20 protein-coding genes are annotated in these 19328 nt (G+C 66.6%); 7 read left to right on the forward strand and 13 right to left on the reverse strand.

The features are described 5' to 3' along the window. Nucleotides 1-23: 23 nt before the first annotated feature. Nucleotides 24-569, reverse strand: coding sequence for a gluconokinase (locus ASG86_RS08645; protein ID WP_056332542.1), 546 nt, complete (start codon nt 567-569; stop codon nt 24-26). A 192-nt stretch (nt 570-761) separates the two neighbouring features. On the opposite strand from ASG86_RS08645, the gene ASG86_RS08650 reads away from it, so the two are divergent. Next, entirely contained in the window at nt 762-1496 is a 735-nt protein-coding gene (locus ASG86_RS08650; RefSeq protein WP_200946203.1) for a FadR/GntR family transcriptional regulator, read from the forward strand. 70 nt (nt 1497-1566) lie between these two features. Here the strand turns inward: ASG86_RS08650 and ASG86_RS08655 are convergent, their stop codons facing one another. The 6 genes from ASG86_RS08655 to ASG86_RS08680 all read right to left on the reverse strand — a co-directional run bounded on the left by ASG86_RS08655 (nt 1567) and on the right by ASG86_RS08680 (nt 5829). Continuing rightward, nucleotides 1567-2520 (reverse strand): plastocyanin/azurin family copper-binding protein, encoded by a 954-nt coding sequence (locus tag ASG86_RS08655; protein ID WP_056332544.1) that lies wholly within the window; start codon nt 2518-2520, stop codon nt 1567-1569. A 432-nt stretch (nt 2521-2952) separates the two neighbouring features. Beyond that, the gene (locus ASG86_RS08660) at nt 2953-3156 is read right to left on the reverse strand and encodes a cold-shock protein (protein WP_015936345.1); all 204 of its coding nucleotides are present in this window, start codon (nt 3154-3156) and stop codon (nt 2953-2955) included. 202 nt (nt 3157-3358) lie between these two features. After that, nucleotides 3359-3706, reverse strand: coding sequence for a hypothetical protein (locus tag ASG86_RS08665; RefSeq protein WP_056332545.1), 348 nt, complete (start codon nt 3704-3706; stop codon nt 3359-3361). Then, a complete protein-coding gene (locus ASG86_RS08670) occupies nt 3693-4103 on the reverse strand; it encodes a hypothetical protein (RefSeq protein WP_056332546.1) in 411 nt (136 codons plus the stop codon). The genes ASG86_RS08665 and ASG86_RS08670 overlap by 14 nt, the downstream gene beginning before the upstream one ends. Further along, nucleotides 4100-5326: an Nramp family divalent metal transporter gene (locus ASG86_RS08675; RefSeq protein WP_056332547.1), complete on the reverse strand. Its 1227-nt coding sequence runs from the start codon at nt 5324-5326 to the stop codon at nt 4100-4102. Before ASG86_RS08675 ends, ASG86_RS08670 begins: the two co-directional genes overlap by 4 nt. Beyond that, a complete protein-coding gene (locus tag ASG86_RS08680) occupies nt 5323-5829 on the reverse strand; it encodes a hypothetical protein (protein ID WP_056332550.1) in 507 nt (168 codons plus the stop codon). The genes ASG86_RS08675 and ASG86_RS08680 overlap by 4 nt, the downstream gene beginning before the upstream one ends. Nucleotides 5830-6056: 227 nt before the next feature. Here ASG86_RS08680 and ASG86_RS08685 point away from each other — a divergent pair, with 227 nt between their 5' ends. The 4 genes from ASG86_RS08685 (at nt 6057) to ASG86_RS08700 (ending at nt 9705) form a co-directional block, all read left to right on the forward strand. Next, nucleotides 6057-6461, forward strand: coding sequence for a TfoX/Sxy family protein (locus tag ASG86_RS08685; protein WP_056332553.1), 405 nt, complete (start codon nt 6057-6059; stop codon nt 6459-6461). A gap of 2 nt (nt 6462-6463) precedes the next feature. Next, nucleotides 6464-7729: a flavin-containing monooxygenase gene (locus tag ASG86_RS08690; protein WP_056332556.1), complete on the forward strand. Its 1266-nt coding sequence runs from the start codon at nt 6464-6466 to the stop codon at nt 7727-7729. A 23-nt stretch (nt 7730-7752) separates the two neighbouring features. Beyond that, complete coding sequence (locus ASG86_RS08695; RefSeq protein WP_056332559.1) at nt 7753-8514, forward strand: alpha/beta fold hydrolase; 762 nt, start codon at nt 7753-7755, stop codon at nt 8512-8514. Nucleotides 8515-8628: 114 nt separating this feature from the next. Further along, complete coding sequence (locus ASG86_RS08700; protein ID WP_056332561.1) at nt 8629-9705, forward strand: tellurite resistance/C4-dicarboxylate transporter family protein; 1077 nt, start codon at nt 8629-8631, stop codon at nt 9703-9705. Nucleotides 9706-9714: 9 nt separating this feature from the next. On the opposite strand, the gene ASG86_RS08705 is transcribed toward ASG86_RS08700, so the two are convergent. Next, nucleotides 9715-10422, reverse strand: a complete 708-nt coding sequence (locus ASG86_RS08705; protein WP_056332564.1) for a hypothetical protein — start codon at nt 10420-10422, stop codon at nt 9715-9717. Nucleotides 10423-10836: 414 nt separating this feature from the next. On the opposite strand from ASG86_RS08705, the gene ASG86_RS08710 reads away from it, so the two are divergent. Both ASG86_RS08710 and ASG86_RS08715 read left to right on the forward strand, forming a co-directional pair. Then, entirely contained in the window at nt 10837-11322 is a 486-nt protein-coding gene (locus ASG86_RS08710) for a hypothetical protein (RefSeq protein WP_235565140.1), read from the forward strand. Nucleotides 11323-11467: 145 nt separating this feature from the next. Next, on the forward strand, nt 11468-12154 hold the full coding sequence (locus tag ASG86_RS08715; RefSeq protein ID WP_056332569.1) for a response regulator: 687 nt from the start codon (nt 11468-11470) through the stop codon (nt 12152-12154). A gap of 24 nt (nt 12155-12178) precedes the next feature. Here ASG86_RS08715 and ASG86_RS08720 read toward each other — a convergent pair whose 3' ends face one another. From ASG86_RS08720 to ASG86_RS08740, 5 genes are all read right to left on the reverse strand, one after another. Beyond that, nucleotides 12179-13858, reverse strand: a complete 1680-nt coding sequence (locus tag ASG86_RS08720; RefSeq protein ID WP_056332572.1) for a GAF domain-containing sensor histidine kinase — start codon at nt 13856-13858, stop codon at nt 12179-12181. 115 nt (nt 13859-13973) lie between these two features. Continuing rightward, the gene (gene mgtA / locus ASG86_RS08725; protein WP_056332575.1) at nt 13974-16688 is read right to left on the reverse strand and encodes a magnesium-translocating P-type ATPase; all 2715 of its coding nucleotides are present in this window, start codon (nt 16686-16688) and stop codon (nt 13974-13976) included. Nucleotides 16689-16790: 102 nt separating this feature from the next. After that, nucleotides 16791-17483, reverse strand: a complete 693-nt coding sequence (locus ASG86_RS08730; RefSeq protein ID WP_056332578.1) for an alpha/beta fold hydrolase — start codon at nt 17481-17483, stop codon at nt 16791-16793. 15 nt (nt 17484-17498) lie between these two features. After that, the gene (locus tag ASG86_RS08735; protein ID WP_056332581.1) at nt 17499-18179 is read right to left on the reverse strand and encodes a class I SAM-dependent methyltransferase; all 681 of its coding nucleotides are present in this window, start codon (nt 18177-18179) and stop codon (nt 17499-17501) included. Between the two features lie 58 nt (nt 18180-18237). Then, nucleotides 18238-19086, reverse strand: a complete 849-nt coding sequence (locus tag ASG86_RS08740; protein ID WP_056332585.1) for an esterase/lipase family protein — start codon at nt 19084-19086, stop codon at nt 18238-18240. Between the last annotated feature and the right edge of the window lie 242 nt (nt 19087-19328).

Below are 19328 nucleotides of genomic sequence, written 5' to 3' on the forward strand. Positions count from 1 at the left end.
GAAACAGGGTTGGGGACTGGGGGTCAGGACGCTGTGGGCGCCTGGCCGGAGGGGAGGTTGAGGGCCTGCACGACGGCGGCGACCAGTTCTTCGGGTGAGCGCGAGATGTCGAGGCGGAGGCTGCCTGCGTCCAGCTCTTCCTGGCTGAGCGGCTCAAGGGTTGCCAGCTGGCTGGGCAGCAGGGTGGGCGGCATGAAGTGACCCACGCGCCCCTGCATGCGCTGGCTGATCAGGTCCGCGCCGCCGTCGAGATGGAGGAAGATGACGCGGCCTTCGGCGCCGGCGAGCAGCTCACGGTAGCCGCGCTTGAGCGCGGAGCAGGTGAGGACGGTGCTCTTGCCGACGGCGGCCTGCGCGGTCATCCAGCTGCGGATCTCCTCGAGCCAGGGCCAGCGGTCCTCGTCCTGGAGGGGAATGCCCTGGCTCATCTTGGTGATGTTCGCTTCCGGGTGGAATTCATCGGCTTCGGCGCAGTCCCATCCCAGCTGTTGGGACAGGGCGGCCGCCAGGGTGGATTTGCCGGAACCGGCAACGCCCATGACCACCAGGTGCGTGGCTGGATACTGCATGTCATACCTCCGGAGAAGACGTCTTTGGCTTTGGAAGAAGCTCGCTGCCGGCCCGGTGTTCATCGGGCCAAGCGATAAGGTATCACCTTTCTTCATCAAAGATGCTATCTATTCGTGTCACAAGTCATACCTTTGCCGCTTTCCCGGCTATTCTGGAGGGGCGCAGCGGCGCGTAACGGAACGGGGAGAAGAATGTCGACGGCGACAATCCAGGACGGCGATGAAGTGCACGACGGCGGCCCCTCCCCGGCGGCGCAGGGGCGGGTTATTGAGGCGGTGGGGGTTGCCATAGCTTCCGGGGAGCTCGTCCCTGGCACACGGCTCACCCTTGAAGGGCTGCAGCACGAGTACGGAATCTCACGGACCGTTGCCCGGGACACCATGAAGGTCCTGGAATCGATGAACCTGGTCTACTCGCGGCGGCGCGTGGGCATCGTGGTGCAGGAACCATCGCTCTGGAACGTTTTCGACCCGAACCTGGTGCGCTGGCGGCTGGCCTCGGACCGGCGGGACCTGCAGTACAGCAGCCTCACCGAGCTGCGCATCGCCGTCGAGCCCATCGCCGCAGCGGGCGCGGCACGCCGGGCCAGCGCCGCAGAGCGTGCACAACTGGTGTCCCTGGCCGCCGACCTCCGCCGGCTGGGCGAGGCCGGCGACCTCCAGGCCTTCCTGGCCGCCGATATCGCGTTCCATCAGCTGCTGCTGCGAAGCTGTGGCAATGAAATGTTCCGCGCCCTGGAAGGGATGATCGCGGAGGTCCTGACCAGCCGGACCCGGCAGGGGCTCATGCCGTTCAAGCCGAGGAGCGAGGCACTGCAGGCGCATGAAGCTGTTGCGACGGCCGTGGCCGGGGGCGACACCGCGGAGGCGGAACGGGCCATGCACCACATCCTCGACGAGGTCCGGGAAGCGATGGGGCTGCGCTGACCCCGAACGCAAACGGGTCCGGCCGGGCAATCGCCCGACCGGACCGCGTATCTCGAGGGTAACTGTGGTGTCAGTCGACGACCCTCACCTTGCCCACCATGCCCATGTAGTCATGGAGGGCGCAGATGTACCTGAAAGTTCCCTCGGTCTGGAATTTCACCTTGAAGAGCGCCCCGGGAGGCATGAATCCAGAGTTGAGGTCACCGCCGGTGAAATTGTCAGGCGTGCCGGATGGGGCGAAAATGTTCGCCGGCTCGGTACCAAAGGTGACGGTATGGGGAGCACCCATGCCTGTATTCGCAAAGGTTACCCAGTCGCCACGGTGCACCGTGACGGTCGGCTGGACGAAGCGCATGACCATCGCAACGCCGTCGTCACCCCCGGCGATTACCAGGTGGTCGGTTGCGTCCTCAGCCAGCGAGGCGTCGAGCCGTTCGCCGTCACGAATGATGGAATGCTCCTGCGCCGCTGATCTGCGATCGTAGTCCGCCTGGCTGTAGGGGTAGTCCGTCCCACGATCCCGCACATGGACGGTACCCTTCATCACCATGCCATGGACCAAGCAGTAGTAGGTGAAGTCACCTTTCCAGGGGAATGTAAGGCTGTAGTCCTTGACTGATGGGAAGCCGGGCACGTCCACGTTGGCCATGATGCCCGAGTTGTAGTAGGACTTTCCATCGTAGTGATTCTTTCCGCGCTGTTGCAGCTCATCGTCATTGAACGGATCGAATGGTTGCAGCGACTGGCCCGACGCCAGGAACGTGACGGTATGGATTTCTGCGGAGTTCGCCCGCCAATGAATGGTGTCTCCCTCATTGATAAAGATCTCTGACGGGAGGAACGCCATGCCTTGGATCTCTTGGTCCCAGGACTCAGAGCCCACTTGGACCTGCCAGTTACGGTGGCCCCGTCCGTCGGCTGATGCGGGGCCGGCTGCAGCCAATGAGGCGAGTAGTGCAACAGCGAATGCGACGATGAATGCCAGTTTGTTGGATCTCGGTGTGGTTCCCCGATAGTGCTTCATAGCAGTGCTTTCTTAAACGACGATCTGATAAATGCCGATGCGCAGCTGCGGCCGATTCGACCCATTGCGTGACTGGCCCAACCGGCCACTGTTTTTCGGAGTGAAGGTGCCGGCTGCCGATGCCGGGAAGCGCGGGCAGCCAGTGCCGGCCGATTTTCGGGCCGGACATGCACCACCCCAACTGGTGCCGCGCAGGTATATCCAATTTTCCAGACGCCGCCCACGGTGCTGGTGTGCACATGCTGGAGGCGCGTGCACCTTCAACAGTCCTCCTGTAGGTGGAACTTGTCGAGACGGCGCGGCTAAGGAAAATACTGTTCGAGGCGCAGGCCTGCGGGCGGGAACTGGCACAGCTGGGTTAAACAAAAGCAGGGCCTGCCGATGAACGGCAAGCCCTGCTTGGAAACCTAACGGTCCCGGAACTCTAGGAAATTAGAGAGCCTGGATGTTGGTGGCCTGGGGACCCTTGGGGCCCTGCTCGGTGTCGAAGGAAACCTTCTGGTTCTCTTCGAGGGAGCGGAAGCCGGAGGAGTTGATCGCGGAGTAGTGCGCGAAAACGTCCTGTGAGGAGTCGTCCGGGGAGATGAAGCCGAAGCCCTTTTCAGCGTTAAACCATTTGACGGTACCAGTAGCCATTATTTTTGTCCTTCGTGAAGGTGGAGGGGAAAATCCCGACTTTCGGGCCCTCCGGCGTGGGGTGTTCAAAAACCGCTACTTCAGAAGAACACGGACTTTCGACCGCGCGTACTGCCTGAACTACCAACTGCATAAACACAACAACAGGATCAACACTACAGGACATTCGCCCCACACCTAATTCCGCCCCTGTTCACCGGCACTAAACCTGCCGGCGATCCTCGAGCGCCGTGCTGTACCGTGTGAACCCGGGGCGGAGCCGGACCGAGCGGGGGCCCACCATCGCGATGTCCTCCCACAGCACCAGGAACGAGCCGCGGTGCCGCCACCGCAGTATCCGGGCCAGCAGCCACGGGTGGGTGAGGCCATTGCGCTCGTACCCCAGGAACGATGCAACGCTGTGCGGGCTGACCACCAGCCCCAGCAGCCGCGGCTCCGCCATCAACTGGTGCGGAGGCCCGTCCAGCACGAACCGGGCGTCGGCAACGCGGCCCAGCCATCCGCCGTCGGGGTCATGGACCGGAGTGCCCAGCAGGTCACCGAGGATCATGGCGGCCTCCCGGTATCCGCGCGATGATCTTGTCCCGGACCCACCGTTCCACCCAGCTGGCATCCAGCGGTTCGCCGCTCACGCCCAGCCGAACCACCACTTCCACCTCCGCCACGTCCTTCCACGGGATCCGGATCAGCCTGGACGACGGCGGCCTGCCGCCAAAGATCCGCGTGCCCAGCACCGCCCCGGTCAGCAGGGCCGTGATGACCGGTGGCGCCGTCCCCGGCGGGATCTCCACGTCCAAAGCAGGCCCGCTCACCTCGAGGTCGTCCACGGTGGTGACCGGGACGCCGTCGTGGTCCAAAACCTGCCGGTCCATGAGGTGCAGCTGCGCGTCCAGGATGCGGCCGGCCACGCGCGGGACCGGCGGCAGCGGACCGGACGGGGAGGTCATGAGCCGGCTCCTGTCACGATCATGAGCGGAATGGCGGCAAGGGAGGCCACCAGGATAATCACCAGGTACACCATTCCCAGCACGTTCACCACACGGCCGTTCACATGCTCGTGCATGTACTGGGGATCATTGGCCACGATGAGGACGGGCAGGTACGTCAGCGGCAGGGCAATGGCGGAGAACACCACGGAGTATTCGGTCACCTGCACCGGGTCCACGCCGGTGGCCAGGACCGCCATCCCGATCAGGAGGCAGACAATCATGGCCACGTGGAAGCGCGCGGCCTCCGCCGGGCGGCGGAACTTCCCCCATGACCAGCCGAAGAACTGGGCCAGGGTGTAACCGGACGAGAGGGTGGTTTCCAGGGCGGCGCCGAAGGTTGCGGCCACGATGCCCACCAGCACGAACGCGAGCCCCAGCTTCCCGGCACCTTCCGCCACGGGCAGGATCACCTGGGACAGCGACGTCACCGAAATACCGGCCGGCAGGAGCACGACGGCGGCGCACGCGGCGATGGCCACGGACAGCAGGCCGCCCAGCGGAAAACCGACCAGGACGTTGATGCGTTCCTGCAGCAGGTCCTTCACGGTCCAGCCTTCCTCCACGGCGCCGGAGGAGAAGAAGAAGACCTCGTAGGGGGTCATGGCGGCGCCGAACAGGGCGATGGCGTAGTAGCTGTAGGTCCACACTGTTTCCTGCTCCGGCACGGAGGGCGCCAGCTGTCCGGCCAGCGCTCCCCAGTCAGGTTTGAGGAGGAACAACGCCACCGCAAAGACAATCAGCGTCAGCCCCAGCAGGCCCGCGACGTTTTCCATGATGGTGAACCTGACGCGCCAGATGACCAGCCACACGGCCAGCGCCGCCACGGGGATCCACAGCAGGTAGTACACGCTGCTGGCGAGCTGCAGGGCCAGCGCCACCCCGCCGATTTCCGCGGTGACGGTCATCAGGTTGATCAGGAAGGACGCCGAGAGGTTGGCCAGGCCTGCCCGCGCGCCGAGGCGTTCGCGGATCACTTCGAAGGTGGCCCGCCCCGATGCCGCCGCCACCCGTCCGGACATGTTGGCGAACAGGCAGATGCCCACCACGCCGACGGCCACCACCCACACCATTGACAGGCCGAACCGGGAACCGACCACGGCGTTGGTCACCAAATCCCCGATGTCCACGAACCCGCCGATGGCGGTGAGGACCCCGAGCGCGACGCCGAGGAGCCGCTTCACCGGGACCCCACCGCGCCTTCGAGCTGCTTCAGGGCGTCCTGCGCGTCCGCGAGCGCCTTGTCACCGTCCGGGAGGGAGGGGCTGCCGCCGTCGTTGGCTGCCAGCGCGGCGCGTGCCGTGGCGAAACCAGCGGCGCACTGGTCCAGCACGTCCAGTGCCTGCTTCTGCGCAACGCGCTCCTCCTGTGTTGCCGGCGAGAGCTTCAGGACACTGCTCCTGCCTGCCTCGACCTCCTTGAGGCCGTCCTCCAGGCTGGTGTCGGTGGCGGCTTTGGTGAGCTTGCCGTCCATGTCCTGGCGGAGGGCGATCCGTGCGGTGGCCACGGCAGAGGAACTGTCCTTCACGGCCGTGGACACCGACTGGGCAATGCCGCCGCTGCAGCCCGTCAGGAGGGCGAGCGCGGCGAGGGCCACGAGCGCGGGCCTGGCGGCGGGGCGGGCGCGGAAGGCGGCGGGCCGGGCGGTAATTTGTGCGGCCGGGACGGAGTCGGGCGTGTTCAGCACCGTTGCCTCCAGCCCCCGGAAACTCCCGGATCCATGCGACCTGGCAGGGCAGCCAGAAAATAGTTGCCTTGAGCTATATATAGCACTCCGCAGGGAAGTTTGACCTGCTCAGCCCGGGATTTTTCTCGCCTGCACCATGGGGTCCACGGACCCTCGACCGCGCCTGCGAATAGGCATATCCTGCATCCAGATCCTGCGGAAACAACCCACCACCGGGAGATGAAGCCATGGAGATGCCCAAGGCAACCGAGGAAGACAAAGAGCGGTTCAGGCGCGTGGTCCCTGACCATCCGGGGGTGGTGGTGAAGCCGATGTTCGGCAACCTCGGCGCATTCATCAACGGCAACATGTTCGCCGGGCTGTTCGGCTCCACCATCGGCGTGAAGCTCTCCCCCGAGGACAAGGAGATGCTGGAGTCATCCGAGCGGACCGTGCCGTTCGGGCCGGCGGAGCGGCCCATGGGCGGATACACCGGGCTGCCGGAGGTCTGGAACGAAGAGGGCGACGGCGACGACACCCGGGCGCGGGCATGGGCCGAAAAGGCCTTGGGTTACATTGCGTCCCTGCCGCCCAAGGAGCCCAAAGAACCCCAAGCAAGGGCCGCCAGGACTTCCCGGGCGGCGGCGAAGTAGCCATGTCCGCCCCCGCGGTTTCCCGTAACGAGACCAACACCGTGGTGGTGGGTGCCGGGCAGGCCGGCCTGGCCACCAGCTACTGGCTGGCGCAGCGCGGCGTGGAGCACCGGCTCCTGGAGCGGCGGCCCGCGTTGGGCGGCGCCTGGCAGGACCGGTGGGACTCCTTCTATCTGAACACCCCCAACTTTTCACTGGCCCTGCCGGGTACTGACTATGACGGGCCGGACCCGGACGGATTCATTCCCCGCGACGCCACCATCGACTTCTTCCGCAGTTACGCGGAGGACATCAACGCCCCGGTGGAACTGGACACGGAGGTCACCCGGATCGCCCCGGCCGGGACCGGGTTCACGCTCGAAACGGGCCGGGGCACGTGGGCCGCCCGGAACGTGGTGCTGGCCAGCGGGGCGTTCCAGCGCCCGCGGATCCCGCCTGCCGCCGCCGGCCTCTCCCCCGGGATCCTGCAGCTGCACAGCCATGAGTACCGCAATCCCGGGCAGCTGCCGGAGGGCGCAGTGCTGGTGGTGGGGACCGGACAATCCGGCGGCCAGATCACCGAGGACCTGCTCGACGCGGGGCGCACCGTGCACCTGTCTGTGTCCAGTTGCCCCGAAGCGCCGCGGCGGTACCGGGGCCAGGACATCTTCCACTGGATCATGGAAGTGAACGTCCACGGCCCCGGCTACGGGATCAATGCGCTGCTGGTGGACCAGTTACCCTCCCCCGCTGGACGCTTCATATGCAACCCGCTGCTGTCCGGCAACGGCGGCGGCCACAGTGTGCACCTGCGCGGGCTGGGCCGGCGTGGCGTCCGGCTGCATGGCCGGTTTGAGGGATTGCACGACGACGACCTGGTCTTCACGGATGACCTCCCCCAGCGCTTTGGGCTGGTGGAGGCGGGGTTCAGGCAGCGGCTCAAAATGTTGGCAGACGCCTACATCCGGGCAGCCGGGATCGACGCCCCCGAAGCTGAGGAACCGGAGGCGGACCACTGGCTGCCGGCAGAGTCCGGCGCCCGCCTGGACGTTGCGGCCGAAGGGATTACCTCCGTCATCTGGTGCACTGGCTACGCGCTGGACTTCAGCATCCTGGACCTGCCCCTCCTGGATGAGTGGAACTACCCCCGCCATGTGAAAGGCGTGACGGAGCACCCGGGCCTGTACGCCGTCGGGCTCCCTTGGCTCACCCGGCACATCTCCGCCACCCTGGTGGGCGTGGGCCCGGACGCCGAGTACGTGACGGAGCATTTGGCAGCGCGGAGCTGACCCCCACCAAGGGAGTGATTGTGATGGAACCGGTTCGCGTGATCCTGCTGCCCGGGAGCGTCCTTCCCGCCGACCCTGCCTACGGCGGCCTGCTGGAGGAACTGGGACCCGGGGTGGAGGCCACCGCCAAGGACCTTGAGTTCTATGCCGTGGATGCACCGCCGCCGGACTGGAGCCTGGATACGGAAGCGGACGGTGTGCTCCGCGAGGCCGACCGGCGCGGCTGGGATACGTTCCATCTGGTGGGGTACTCCGGCGGCGGTTCAGCCACCCTGGCCCTGACGGCATCGCATCCGGAACGGCTCCGCAGCCTGGCACTGCTTGAGCCCGCATGGGCGGGCACGTGGGACTGGAGCCCGGGGCACAGGGAGCTGTGGAAGAAGTATGACCAGTTGGACGGACTTCCGCCGGAAGAGTTCATCACCGCCTTCATGCGGCTGGGCGTCAGGGACGACGTCGTCCTGCCGCCTCCGCCGCCCGGCCCGCCACCGCCATGGATGGCCAAGCGGCCGGCAGGGATCGCTGCGTTCATCAGGACGTTCAAGTCATACAACCTGGACCGGGACCGCCTGGCCGGCTTCGACCGGCCGGTGCTGTTCATCCTGGGCGGCAAAAGCAACCCGGATGACTACGCTGACAACGCCAGGCGGCTGGGCCAGGTCTTCCCCGACTTCCGGCTTGAGGTGTTTCCCGACCGCCACCATTTCGATCCCCCGCACCGGATTGAGCCGCAACGGGTTGCCGCGCTGCTCAGGGAGCACTGGGCACGGGCCGAGGCCGGCTGAAAAACTTGAGCAATTCCCCCGCGAGATGGCATATGACGGCAATGCCCCGGGACTGCTGCGAAGTGCCACCTCGCGGACACTGGCGTGCAGGATCCTCCAGCCTAAGCTGGGGGCATGGACACGGCCACTGACGCCCGGCACTCCTTCGCCTCCCGCGCGAACCAGGCGGTGCGGACGCTGACCCCCGGCTACTTCGCCCTCACCATGGCCAGCGGGATCATCTCAGTGGGGCTTGAGCTCGAAGGATTCCACCCCGTTTCAATGGCGCTGCTGGTGGTGTGCGCGCTCTCCTACGTGGTGATCCTTGCGCTCAGCCTGCTCCGCCTGGCCAGATTCGCCGACTACATGCGCGGTGACTTCCTCGACCCCGGCCGGGCGTTCGGATTCTTCACCTTCATCGCCGGAACAAACGTGCTGGGGACGCGGCTTGGCATGGCGGGGTGGCAGGGCACGACGGCGGTCCTCCTGTCAGTGGCGGTGCTTGCCTGGGTGGTGCTCGGCTACGTCGTGCCATGGACCGCGGTGCTCGGCCGGTCCGAGCGCCCCGTGGTTAAGGATGCCAACGGCTCATGGTTCATCTGGTGTGTGGCCAGCCAGTCCGTGGCTGTCGCGGCGGCCTCCATCGAGCCCCTCGCCGCCCCGGAGTGGCGCGCGGCCCTGGCGCTCGTCGCCGTCGTTGCCTGGTCGGTGGGGCTCATCCTGTATGCCGCCGTGGGGATCTTCGTCTCGCTCCGGCTCATGACGTACCCCATCCGGCCGGAGGATCTGCGCCCGCAGTACTTCGTGGCCATGGGCGCCATGGCCATCAGCGTCCTGGCGGGGGCGCGGATCGTGGAGATGGCCGGAGCCCCCATGGTGGATGCGACACGCGGGCTGGTGGCCGGCTCCTCCGTGGTGTTCTGGTCCTTCGCCTCGTGGCTGTTCCCGGTGCTCCTCGCCGCCGGCTGGTGGCGGCACGTGGTCCACCGGGTTCCGTTGTCCTACGAGCCGGGCCTGTGGAGCGTGATCTTCCCCCTGGGCATGTACGCGGTGGCCGGGATTTATCTTGGCCGCGCGGATGAACTGCCCCTGGTGGCAGCCATCGGGCGTGCGGAGCTGTGGCTGGCGCTTGCGGCATTCCTGGTTACCTTCGCCGGGATGTTCCGGCACCTGTGGGCCACGCTGCTGCGCCCTTCCCGCAAAGGACAGTAAGCCGGAGACTCAGCCGGCCCGCGGACCGGTGCGGTGCGTCTTTTGCCGTCCGTCGCGGTGGGCGACGTAGGCGTAGACCATCAGGGTGATGCCGGCCAGGATCATGATGGCCGGGAAGGCGAAGTCCAGGGAAATGAACACCACCGTTGCCTGAAAGGCAAAGATCAGCCCCATGACCGTGAGGACCGCGGCCGGGATCAGCGGCCACTTCATCCTTTCCTCTGCCTGATCGCCGGTGTGCCCGGCGGCGTGGACCGGGACCAGGGAAAGCACGCCAAAGGTGGCGGCCAGGCCCAGGAAGAGGAAGGCGGCGGTGGGCATACCCTGTAGTTCCTGCGGTAGGGCCACAATGACCGCCAGCGTGAGCATGACACCGGACGGGATCAGTGCCCACCAGTTGGTGCGTTCCCGCACGAACACCGCGGCGAAGCCGGCCCCCATGAAGAGGAACAGGAAGGCTGCGCCCCAGGCTCCGCCTGTGAGCTGTGTGGCGGTGATGACGGCTGCCAGGCCCAGGAACACGGATCCGGGGATGGCCGCCCACCAGTTTTCCCGCCGCCGGACGAACAGGGAAAGGAACAGAACTCCAATGGCCGCGAAGATCAGCGGCGCAACAATGGCGGCACTGTCCATGACACCGATCCGGTCCAGCAGCAAAAGCCCACCCAGCCCAATGAGGACTATGCCTGCAATGATGCTTGCGTTCGCTGATTTCACCGTGTGCCTCCGGTTCCGGCAGCCAACATGCGCGGGCTGCTTAACCCCACGCTACGGGCGGGCACACATGGGAAACAGGGCCCAAAGCCCCGGCCGTCAGCATGGAACGATGCCCCTTCCCCTGCCCGTTCCGAGGTTGGGACTTTCAGCCCTATAACCGGGCGCGGTCAGCTTGGCATCCTTGTAAAGGCGCCATCCGGGTCCTCAAGTTTGCGAGGCCGGAGTGGCTTTCCCGCGTCCCCCTCCCCAATGCACCCGCCACATATTTGCACCTTGCGCATCCAGGCGCGCCCTGCCACCTGGCTGCACTTTGAAAGGACCGGCATGCCTGGCATCCGCACGCTCCGTCCCGCCCGACCATCATTACAGGAACACGCCCGGCTATCACGCGAAGAAGCGGCGCGCCGACGCGCGATGCTCCTTCATCCTTCCAACTTCAAGCCTTCGACATCACCCGGCACCGACGCCGGCGGTATGGCCGAGGAACTCAGCAGCAGGTTCGAGTGCCTTCATGAGGACCTGGTGTGCCGCGGCTTGCCGGACAATGAAGCCCGTACGGAAGTGGCACGCATCGCGGCGCGCGAGGTGTGGGACGGCTTTGCACTGCAGTTGCGCCGGCACCGGGCCGCGGCGGGTAGGCAGATGGACGCAAACGTCCTTGCTGTCGCACTGACGTCCATCCAGGGCATGACCCTGGCACTGCTCCGCCACCAGGGAGACCTGGCCTATGCCAGCCGTGCGGTGTCCACGGCCCTCCGCCGCCTCCAGTACAACAGCGGCCTGCTGGACCGGCTGCACCCGCATGGCAGCCCGGCCTTCAAGGACGCAGCCCTCATCCTTCATTCGGTGGAGGCTTTCCTCCGCCGGATTCCGGGCGCTTCCGGCAACGGCGGTCCCTGATTACACCTGATAAACGGCACGACCGGACCTTTGGCACTGCTGCTAAAGTAGCGGACACGAAATGATCATTTGAGGATCCTTCCGAACGGGGCGGGCGCGCTGACAAGGCGGCTGGGGAGGCCATCGACCCGATGAGAGCGTCTTCATGGAAATACCTGCAGCACCCTCGGATTCACGTCGGTCTCCGGCATGGACCGCCCGAATCTTCATCCTCAACGACCATGAACCGGTGCGGCGGGGACTGAGGGACCTGCTCGAAAACGATGGGTTCGCCATCGCCGGTGAAAGCGGATCGGCGGCAGAGGCTGAGCGCCTGATTCCCCTTCTGGAACCTGACCTCGCGGTGTTGGACGACAGGCTCCCGGACGGGACCGGGATCGAGGTCTGCCGCGGGCTCCGCGCCACCGCCCCCGGAGTCCGATGCCTGATCCTGACAAGTTGGGATGAACCGCATGCCGTGCGGGCAGCCGTTCTGGCGGGCGCCTCTGGATATGTGCTGAAGCAGGTGCGGGACAATAACCAACTGGTGGACGCCATCCGCAGCGCCGCCGCCGGCAGTTCACTGCTGCGGCCGGGGGTGAGGGAGAGGATCGCGGAAAGCCTTTACGCAGCTTCCTCCGCGTCCTGGCTGGACAGCCTGACGGAGAGGGAGCGGAACGTCCTTGCTTTCATGGCCCGCGGCCTGACCAACCGGCAGATCGGGCAGGAACTGGTGCTGCCCGATGAGGCGGTGGCTGCCTGCGTATCCTCAGTGCTGCAGAAGCTGGGCTTCCGGCGCCGCAGCCAGCTGGTTCCGGTGCCCATCCCGCGCGCGTGGGAACTGCTGCACTGATCCCCGCCTGGCCGGGCGCTTCCTTCATTCAGGGAGGGGCGCAGTCCAGGTCACGCTGGTGCCTTTGCCGGGTGCGCTGTCAATAATGCAGGTCCCGCCCACCCGGGAGGCCCGGGTCTTCATGTTGTTTAGTCCGCTGATCCGGCCGGGATTCGTAAAGCCCCGCCCGTGATCGCGGACGGTGAGCACCACGTGGCCCTCCTGCACGGAGAGGTGGACATAGATCTCCTCGCAGCCCGAATGCCTGACGGCGTTGCTGACGCTTTCGGACAGCACCGGCAGCAACTCTTCGGCCACCTCGTCGCCCACGACGTCATCGACGGGGCCCGAGAGCTGGATCCTCGGGAGGACTCCGGCCGCGTTGGCAGCTTCCTGGACGGCGCGCAGGACGCGGCCGCTCAGGAGCTCCCCGTCCTGTTCCCGGGCCTGCAGGGCGTAGATGGTGTCGCGGAGCTGGTGGATGCAGTCGTCCAGTTCTGTCGTGATTCCGGCGACACGGCGCTCGTGCGCGAGGGGGTCCCCGGTGTAGCGGCGCAGCCCCTGGATGCTCAGCCCGGCCGCGAACAGCCGCTGGATCACCAGGTCGTGCAGGTCCCTTGCGATGCGTTCGCGGTCGATGAACAGCGCGTGCTCTTCCCGCAACTGGTTGGCCCGCAGCAGGTCAAGGGTCAGGCCGATCCGGGAGGCGAAGACAGCGCTCTGTTCAAGATCAACATCTGTGTAGCGGCTTCCGCTGGACGGACGCGCCAGGATCAACACGGTGTCCCGGTGCCCGTCGATGTTGTTGCCCAGCGCAGCGAGCAGGACCGGTCCGAGCTTTTCGGCGGACGCACCGTCAAACACCTGGACCGGGTCCTTAACGATCCTGGACTCCCCCGTTGCCAGCACCTCGGTTACGGCCTCGCCCACCGGAAGCTCCTGCCCCGCGGGTATGGACTGCACTCCCAGGGAGGTCCGGCACCGTAAAGTCCCGTCTCCGGCAACTGACGCGATGACGGACAACGCCGAGGCCGAGGCGTGCAGTGCACGCTCAGCGATCATGTCCAGGTTGTTCGTGTCGGACCGCGGGTTGGCCTTGAGCCGGTCGCTGACGTCCATGCCCGCTTCCAGCCACCGCTGGCGGCTCTTGCTGTCCTCGAACAACCGTGCGTTCTGGATTGCCACACCGGCGGCAGAGGCGAGGGCAACGGCGAGGTCTTCGTCCTCGGCCGTGAAGTCCTGGCCGTCGGTTTTTTCCGTCAGGTACAGGTTTCCGAAGACTTCGTCCCGGACGCGGACCGGGACGCCCAGGAAGGTCTTCATGGGCGGGTGCTCCGGTGGGAAGCCCACCGCTATGGGGTGTTCGCCGAGGTCATGGAGGCGCACCGGGCTGGGCTGGCGGATCAGGTGCCCCAGCACGCCGTGGCCGGTGGGAAGGTCGCCGATGAGCCTGGCACCTTCTTCGTCAACGCCGACAGTGATGAAGTGGCTGAGCTGTTGGTCATCGCCGATGACGCCCAGGGCGCCGTACCGCGCACCCACGAGTTCGCACGCCGACTGCACCACCCGGTCCAGCACCACTTCGAGGCTGAGGTCTTCCGTCAGGGAGACGACGGCACCGAGCAGGCCCTCCACGTGTTCCTGGGTCCGGACCAGCTCATCTGCCCGGTCCACGAACTCACGCAGAAGCTCCCTGGTTCGTCGCCGGATTGGTTCACGCCACATAAAGAAAACACCTCAGTCATAGAACAGGGCCCCATCGCCCTGGATCCGATTGGTGACAGCCCCCAGTGTCTCTCACCACCATGCTAACAACCCCGGCGACCCAGCGGCTGATAAGTTACGTCCTGGCTGCCTCCTGCCCCCGCAGCCGTGCCCGGCGCCGGCTCCGGGGCTGCATCGGAGTCCGCTGCACCTTGACCGGGATGCTGAACCTGAAGGCCCTGCGGGCGATGTGGTGTGTGGCGTGCCGGGGCCGGACGGGCGGCGGCGGGGCCGGCAGCTGCTGGGCGTCGCGGGCGAAGAACCACTGCTTGGCCAGCTCCACCAGCACCAGGTACACCACCACCATGCCCAGCAGGGCCAGGAAGAACGGGACCGGCAGCGGGTCGAAGCCCAGCAGCCCGGCCAAGGGCGAGAGCGGAAGGAAGATCCCCACGGCCACCACGGCAAGGGATGCGGCAATCAGCCCGGCGGAGGGCCGGCTGCGGAGGAACGGCACGCGCCGGGTGCGGATGGCGAAAATAATCAGCGTCTGGGTGGCGATGGATTCGATGAACCAGCCGGCGCGGAACTCCCCCGGGACGGCGTTGAACACGAACAGCATCAGGGCGAACGTGGCGAAATCGAACAGTGAACTGATGGGGCCGAAGAGCAGCATGAACCGCCGGATGAAGGCGATGTCCCAGTGCGACGGCGCCCGCAGCTGATCCTTGTCCACCCGGTCCCCCGGAATGGCCAGCTGCCCGGAGTCATACAGCAGGTTGTTCAGCAGGATCTGGCCCGGCAGCATGGGCAGGAAACTCAGCACCACGGAGGCTGCCGCCGCGCTGAACATGTTGCCGAAGTTGCTGGACGTGCCCATCAGCACGTACTTGATGGTGTTGGCGAAGATCCGCCGCCCCTCCATCACACCGTCGGCCAGCACGCCCAGGTCCTTGTCCAAAAGGACGACGTCGGCCGCGTCCTTGGCAACGTCCGTGGCCGTATCGACGGAGATGCCGATGTCCGCCTTGTGCAGTGCCAGGGCGTCGTTGACGCCGTCGCCCATGAAGCCCACGGACCCGCCACTGAGGCGTAGCAGAGCAATGATGCGGGCTTTTTGTTCCGGCGAGACGCGGGCGAAGATCGTGGCCGTGCGCGCGGCGGCGGCAAGGTCGGCGTCGGACATCGTCTCAATCTGGGCGCCGGTGAGGGTGCCGCCGGAGATCACATCGAGGTCGGCACAGACTTTCTCCGCCACCTTGGCGTTGTCCCCGGTGGCGATCTTCACCGAGATCCCCAGCGCCTCCAGCAGGTCCAGGGACTGCCGGGCGTTGGCCTTGGGCCGGTCCAGGAAAACGAGGAAACCGGCCAGGGTGAGGTCTCGCTCCTCCGCGGGCGTCAGCCTGTCCAGCCCCGCGGCCGGGCGGGTGGCCACGGCAACCACCCGGGAGCCGGCGTCGAACTGTTCATCCAGCAGCGCCTGCACCGCCGGCGCGGTGGCACCGCACAGGGCCAGGACGTCCTCCGGCGCACCCTTGGTCACAAGCAGAGCCGGACCTCCCCGGTCACGGACCAGCGCCGAGGTGCGGCGGCGCCGATGGTCAAAGCGGATCAGGTCCAGCCGGTCAAAGCGCCCCGGTTCGAAAGCCGCCGCGCCGTCGCTCTCCCACAAGGCCGCATCCAGCGGGTTCTGGCCCGCGGAGGAAACCTTCGCTCCCGCATAGTCCGCCTCGGTGGCCAGCAAACCCAGGGTCAGCAGGCCGCCGTCGGACACATCCGGTGTAGCCGGGAGGGCAGTGGTGAAACTGATCTTCCCTTCCGTGAGGGTGCCGGTCTTGTCCGTGACCAGGATGTCCATGTCGCCAAGGTCCTCGATGCAGACCAGCCGTTTGACCAGGACCTTCCGCCTGGCCAGCTGGCGGGTGCCGGTGGCCAGGCTGGTGCTGACGACGGCGGGCAGCAGCTGCGGCGTGATGCCCACGGCGATGGCCAGGGAAAACAGCAATGACTCCAGCAGGGGGCGCTGCAGCAGCAGGTTGGCCACGAAGATCAGCGACGTCAGCACGAGGGCCACCTGCAGCAGCAGGAAGGAGAAGCGCTTGAGGCCCAGCTGGAACTCGGTCTGTGGCTGCCGTTCACCCAGGCCCAACGCGATCCTGCCAAACTCGGCCCGGCCGCCGGTGGCCACCACCACGCCGCTGCACCCTCCGGACTGGATCACGGTGCCCATGAACACGCAGGAGGCGAGGTCCGCCAGGGGTGCGCCCGCCGGCACCGGCGCCGGGTCCTTGGCCGCCGGCTGGGACTCCCCCGTGAGGATGCTTTCGTCGCAAAGGAGGTTGTCCGCGGTCAGCAGACGGATGTCCGCCGGGACAATGGCGCCCAGGGAAAGATGGACGACGTCGCCCGGCACCAGGGCGGTGACGTCCACGTCCCTGGTGGTCCCGTCGCGCTGCACGGCCGCCTTGTGGGTGACCCGCTCATGCAGGGCCTCGGACGCACGCTCTGCGCGGTATTCGTTGCTGAAGCCGAGGCCAACACTGACCAGCAGGATCACGCCGATGACGATCGAGTTGGTGGCGTCCCCCAGGAACAGCGACAGCGCAGCGGTGACGATCAGCAGGATAAGGATGGGGCTGGCGAACTGCCGGCCCAGCACGGCCCAGGCGTTGGCGCGGTGGGTGCGGACAGCATTGGGACCCAGGCTTGCAAGCCGCGCGGCAGCTTCTTCTCCAGACAGCCCCTCAGGGGCCGAGCCGAGGCGCTCCAGCGTTTGCTCCGCCGTCAGAGCCGCCGCATCGGTGATGGGCAGCTGGAGGGAACTGCGCTCCCGGACGTTCAGGTCTGTCATGCCGGATCCGATCGGACACGTTGGTTTGTGGCGCTACCTTAGGGCAAGGGTACGACGCCGAGTCGACTGGCGTGTATCTACGCCGATTGCAGGGTCCTGCCCTCACAGTGCCCGCTGAGCCAGCCACTCCGTAAGTACATTGAAGAACTGGTCCGGGGCGGTGGCATGGACGTTGTGCCCCACATCCAGTGTGACCAGCGTGCAGTCCGGGATAAGCTCCGCAACCTCGGCCAGCAACCCCTGCGGGATGTGGCTGCCGGCTCCACCGCCGATGAGCAGTGTTGGTGCTCCAATCCCGGGGAGCCTGGCCCACCAACGGCGCGAGGGGTCGTTGACCTGCGCCGCGATTGCGGGGACAACAGCCCAGTCGAAGGGCAGCTCGCCTGGCGGGCGATCGGGCAACGGCCGGGTCCGCGGATATGGCGGCGGGGCGTCCTCAATGACTAGGCGGGCGATTCGTCCGGGTTGGGCCAGCGCGACGAGGTAAGCCACCACACCGCCCATTGAGTGGCCCACCAGGGTGACGCGGTGGAGGTCCAGGCCGGCAAGGACCGCCACGACGTCGCCGCACATGGGCTCAAAGGAATACTGCCCGGGCCGTCCGCTGCCGCCATGGCCGCGAAGATCGACGGCGAATACGTGGAAGTCCGGTGCCAGGGCCGCAGCCATCGCGCCCCAGTCCTCCGCGCTGTCGCCCAGGGCATGGAGCAGCAGCACAGGAGGTGCGCCGGAATTCCCGGACTCCTGGATGCTGAGGGTGACACCGTCCGCGCCCGGCACGGCCAGCTTCTTCATGGCGGGGAGTCCACGTCAGCCGGGCGGACCGGGGCTGGTGGCCGTGCCCAGGATGTGGGCAAGCGGAGGATTCAGCCGCTGCACGGCGAACCCGAAGCGCTGGTTGTCTTGGACCGTGAAACCTGCTGCGGTGATGGCGGCCAGGGTGTCCCGGTTGAGGTGGCATCCGCCCATGAACCGCCCCCACACGGGCGTCAGTACATCTTCCGCCCTCGCCAGCACGGGGTGCCGGGACCGGACGTGCTCGTAATAGGCAAGGGTGCCGCCGGGGCGCAGGACGCGGCGGATCTCGGCGAGCACGGCGGACTGGTCCTTGACGCTGCAGAGGACAAGGCTGGCCACCACGGCGTCGGCGCTGCCTGTTTCTGCCGGTATGTCCTCTGCCGCCGCGGCTATCACGCTTACCGGAACGCTGGCGGCGGCCGCCTGTTCTTCTGCCACACCCCGGAGGTAGTCATCGGGTTCCAGTGCCAGGACGCGGGTCACGGTGGGAGGATACAGCGGGAAGGAGGACCCGGCACCGGCTCCGATTTCGACGACGGACCCCTTCAGTCCCGCCAGGATACGGCGCCGGTGCTCGGTGGCCCCGCGGCGGTCCATTGCGCCCACCGCCCTGGCAAAGGCCCGGGCAAAAATCGGGTGCTGCAACGGGCCCGGGCCCACCCCGCCCTCCGTGCCATCAGGTGCGCGGTCCATCCGGATACCTCCTTGGACTGTCTGGCTCCCATCATGGCACGGAGTGCAGGGGCGGAGGCTACAGGCAGTTGGGCTGGTAGCCGGGGTCTGCGGGACCGGAGGGCTGGCTTAATGCGTTCGCCACGAACTGGTGCACTACGGGATCGTTGGGGGTCTGGTCGTGTTCGAAGACATCGGCCGGGCACTTGTCCTGGATGGTGATGTTGGTGACCTGCCTGGCCGGTCCCGCCAGGAACTGGCTGTTGTAGGGGATCACCACTTCGTCGTAGACGGTGGAGATCACGGTGTAGGACGGGCCGGTCACGGTGTCGCCCTTGGCGTTGAGTTCCTGCATGAAGGCGGAGCCTGCCTGCTGGTCCGCGCATGCCGCGCAGCCCAGGGTGGTGTAGGCGGGATCGGGGACGGCGTCCGGCGGCGGCACGATCAGGCCTTGGGTGCCGTGGTTGGAGGGCGCAATGCCCACCAGGTGGTGGACGTACTTGGCGCCGCCCAGCAGGTGCATGTAGTAGCGGGGCATCATGCCGCCCTGGCTGTGGCCCACCAGGTCCACTTTTGCCGCACCGGTGGCGGCGCGGACGGCGTCCACAAACGGGGCGAGTTCCTTTGCGGAGTCTGCCACCGGGGCGGTTGCGTAGACGCCGTTGGTCTCGCCGTAGTTGAGGGCAAAGACGCAGTACCCGGCGCTCTTGAGGTAAGGCGACAGGGTGGACCAGTTCTTCGCCATGCTTTCGAAGGTTCCAGGTACGAGGACCACCGGGTACGGATGCTCCGCGGAAGGCTTGCAGGACCAGTCGTTGGCGCCCGGCGGGGCGATGTCCAAGGTGTCGGCCTGGGCGGGAACCGTGGAAAGCGAGCCGGCCAGGACGGCGGCTGCGGCGACGGACAGGGCGCGTTTAAGCAGTGACATATAAACCTCTTTGTTCGCGTGTCAGCAATGGTGCCGCGGCCGGGTGTGCTGGTGGCGGGTGTGCCAACCAGGTGCCTGCTGCGGTCCTAAAAATGCTAGGGAGCAAGGACCTCCAGGTGACTCGGCCTGCACGAACGTGCGTGGAATGAATTCGCCTCCCGGCCGCGCCTACCGGCGTGGTTGGGGGACGTCGCCAACTTTGTTGTTACTGGTGAGTAGCTAATTCGAGCCGGCAACGCCTG

The sequence above is a fragment of the Arthrobacter sp. Soil764 genome (genome assembly GCF_001428075.1).
Classification (GTDB): domain Bacteria; phylum Actinomycetota; class Actinomycetes; order Actinomycetales; family Micrococcaceae; genus Arthrobacter.

Bases quoted from the DNA above. Each gene is read 5' to 3' on its own strand.
- ASG86_RS08740 (WP_056332585.1), bottom strand. From the start codon at position 19,086: ATGTCACTGCTTAAACGCGCCCTGTCCGTCGCCGCAGCCGCCGTCCTG.
- ASG86_RS08700 (WP_056332561.1), top strand. From the start codon at position 8,629: ATGGACACGGCCACTGACGCCCGGCACTCCTTCGCCTCCCGCGCGAAC.
- ASG86_RS08685 (WP_056332553.1), top strand. From the start codon at position 6,057: ATGGAGATGCCCAAGGCAACCGAGGAAGACAAAGAGCGGTTCAGGCGC.
- ASG86_RS08715 (WP_056332569.1), top strand. From the start codon at position 11,468: ATGGAAATACCTGCAGCACCCTCGGATTCACGTCGGTCTCCGGCATGG.
- ASG86_RS08645 (WP_056332542.1), bottom strand. From the start codon at position 569: ATGCAGTATCCAGCCACGCACCTGGTGGTCATGGGCGTTGCCGGTTCC.
- ASG86_RS08690 (WP_056332556.1), top strand. From the start codon at position 6,464: ATGTCCGCCCCCGCGGTTTCCCGTAACGAGACCAACACCGTGGTGGTG.
- mgtA (WP_056332575.1), bottom strand. From the start codon at position 16,688: ATGACAGACCTGAACGTCCGGGAGCGCAGTTCCCTCCAGCTGCCCATC.
- ASG86_RS08660 (WP_015936345.1), bottom strand. From the start codon at position 3,156: ATGGCTACTGGTACCGTCAAATGGTTTAACGCTGAAAAGGGCTTCGGC.
- ASG86_RS08665 (WP_056332545.1), bottom strand. From the start codon at position 3,706: ATGATCCTCGGTGACCTGCTGGGCACTCCGGTCCATGACCCCGACGGC.
- ASG86_RS08650 (WP_200946203.1), top strand. From the start codon at position 762: ATGTCGACGGCGACAATCCAGGACGGCGATGAAGTGCACGACGGCGGC.
- ASG86_RS08655 (WP_056332544.1), bottom strand. From the start codon at position 2,520: ATGAAGCACTATCGGGGAACCACACCGAGATCCAACAAACTGGCATTC.
- ASG86_RS08730 (WP_056332578.1), bottom strand. From the start codon at position 17,483: ATGAAGAAGCTGGCCGTGCCGGGCGCGGACGGTGTCACCCTCAGCATC.
- ASG86_RS08735 (WP_056332581.1), bottom strand. From the start codon at position 18,179: ATGGACCGCGCACCTGATGGCACGGAGGGCGGGGTGGGCCCGGGCCCG.
- ASG86_RS08670 (WP_056332546.1), bottom strand. From the start codon at position 4,103: ATGACCTCCCCGTCCGGTCCGCTGCCGCCGGTCCCGCGCGTGGCCGGC.
- ASG86_RS08720 (WP_056332572.1), bottom strand. From the start codon at position 13,858: ATGTGGCGTGAACCAATCCGGCGACGAACCAGGGAGCTTCTGCGTGAG.
- ASG86_RS08710 (WP_235565140.1), top strand. From the start codon at position 10,837: ATGCTCCTTCATCCTTCCAACTTCAAGCCTTCGACATCACCCGGCACC.
- ASG86_RS08695 (WP_056332559.1), top strand. From the start codon at position 7,753: ATGGAACCGGTTCGCGTGATCCTGCTGCCCGGGAGCGTCCTTCCCGCC.